The organism is Synechococcus sp. Cruz CV12-2-Slac-r, from assembly GCF_024346075.1.
Lineage (GTDB): Bacteria > Cyanobacteriota > Cyanobacteriia > PCC-6307 > Cyanobiaceae > Synechococcus_D.
On the sequence record NZ_JAGQEK010000230.1, the window covers coordinates 1 to 2,108 of the forward strand.

3 protein-coding genes are annotated in these 2,108 nt (G+C 46.3%); all 3 read right to left on the bottom strand.

Annotated features, from left to right (window positions below):
- On the bottom strand, positions 1-739 hold a 739-nt coding region (locus KB557_RS11025), incomplete at its 3' end, for an acyltransferase (RefSeq protein WP_255134174.1).
- A gap of 141 nt (positions 740-880) precedes the next feature.
- Positions 881-1,114, bottom strand: coding sequence for a hypothetical protein (locus KB557_RS11030; RefSeq protein WP_255134176.1), 234 nt, complete (start codon positions 1,112-1,114; stop codon positions 881-883).
- A gap of 113 nt (positions 1,115-1,227) precedes the next feature.
- Positions 1,228-1,959, bottom strand: a complete 732-nt coding sequence (locus KB557_RS11035; RefSeq protein WP_255134178.1) for an FkbM family methyltransferase — start codon at positions 1,957-1,959, stop codon at positions 1,228-1,230.
- Between the last annotated feature and the right edge of the window lie 149 nt (positions 1,960-2,108).

The following is a 2,108-nucleotide window of genomic DNA, read 5'->3' on the forward strand; positions in this document are numbered from 1 at the left end:
GGGGAACTCGCTCGATGCCTTGCTCAATCTTCGCCCGCTTGTGGAACCCAACAAAAAGCAGACATCCTGCTGCCATCTCCCAAAAGCGAGGCAACATTAAGAAGTAGGCTGCTGGCTGATTGACGTAATAGAGATAATTAAAACTTATGAGTGAAGCAACTGTAAGTACACCAACTAATAAAACTAGGTTTCTTGTACCTTTTGCAGTCTGCTTACCGAACCCAGAGAACCAGATTAGGAATGGAAACAGCAAGTAGAACTGTTCTTCCACGCCAAGCGACCAAGTGTGCGTAAAGGGATTTAGTTCGCTTGATTGGGCAAAGTAGTCAGTCGATTGCCGGAAGAGGTAGAGATTTGATAATCCAAATAGTGATGCGATCCCAGTTTTAAGCGCTTTTGCTGGATCTGAATTGAACAAACAGATCAAAACACTCGTTAGCAGAACGAAGACAACTAACGCAGGCACAAGTCGCTTAATCCTCCGCTGATAAAAGCCACTCAGAAATTCACCAAAGCTTTTGCTCTCTCTCCCTGATAGCGAAGATGTAATCACATAACCTGAAATTACGAAAAAGATATCAACTCCAAGGTAGCCACTCGGAAGAAGATCCTTGTTGAAGTGATTGATGATGACAGCAATGACCGCGAATGCCCTCAGGCCATCAATTTCGGGCCGGTATCTGCTTTGCACAAGGTTAAGCCGATTGGAGGACTGTGGCAAATCTTCTATTGTTGCCATGCTATTAATTGGCTCCGAGATCCCAACGTGTGTCTAGCCCGTGCCGGTTCTACCGATCTGTTGCGGTGAAAGGGATCTTGCGTTTCTCCTCAAACTAGCGGCTGATCTGGTGATAGAGCTTGCGCTGGTTGGTCATGACGTTCAGCGCGACATAGGCGCCCTGCTTGAGACACCAGAGAAAAACACCTGAGTTGTATGCAGGGCATCCGCCTGGATCAGCTTTCCTTCCAGATCCATCGTGCTTAGCAGCTCCTTGAGCGCCGTCCGTTCGCTGGACTCATGGGTGTCGTAGCTCTTCTGAGCTAAAGCAACACCGAGGACACGGGCGTAGACGGGGGTGAGGGATAGCAGCCGGGCATTCGGATGGGTAAGCATGGGTGGTGAGGCAAGTGGGCCGACGGTGACACAATTCGGACTATGGCGACCTCAGAACCACTGGTCAGCTGAACGACGTGGTAGGACCACACAGTTAATGCACGTAATATCAATCAACTCTTCAACACATCTCGGCGCAGGAAAATGCCATCCATTTGCAAAGACTGGCCAGTTCGCGGATCTGTGAATCCCTTCTGTAAAGCCCAAAGCATGAAACCTTCTTGATCCAATCGATCAATAACGTCTCTCCATAACTTTTGCCCTTCATACAAAGGTATAAGAGAGAGCTCGCAGATCAAACCTTGAGCCCGCCCTAGAGTTTCAGCCGCTCCATCAAGCACTTGCCATTCATATCCTTGTGTATCAATTTTGATAAAAAGCTTTGAATTGCGATTAAAATATTGGCTTGCAATGCTATCTAGCATCTTGATGGACACTTTTTCGCTTGAAACATAGGCGGAGCCTAGAGCTGCTTCAGCATGTGATGGATGCATAGAAAGGACAGACGAGGAAACGGAATTACCCGCTATATTAATTTCTACTTCTCCATCATAGTTTCCAATTGCGCATCTCTCATGAAGCATCCAGCGCGGGTCGCGTTTAACAGACTCAGTCAGATACATTGTTGCCGATTTAAGAGGCTCGAAACTAATAATTTTACCCTGATAACCAGCATTGCGAATGTATTTAACAAATTGGCCTGTATTGGCTCCAATATCAAAAACCGTATCCGTTTCCACGAGCTTCAACGCAGAAACTATTTGGGCGCAAGCAGAGGAGGAGGGTATCATGCGGCAAACTTCAAATCCAAGCAAGTTGGCAATTTGCTTGACTATACTTTTCATTGGTTTAAAGATCATGACGGATCAATGAATGAGTTGAAAGTAAAAGAAGGCTACTTATGGGCACATAGAAAAGCCAAGAGCCCTACGCGTTAAGCTTTCGAGACACATTTTTAAGACTACTTTTGGATACTATTCAATAACCGCCGCCA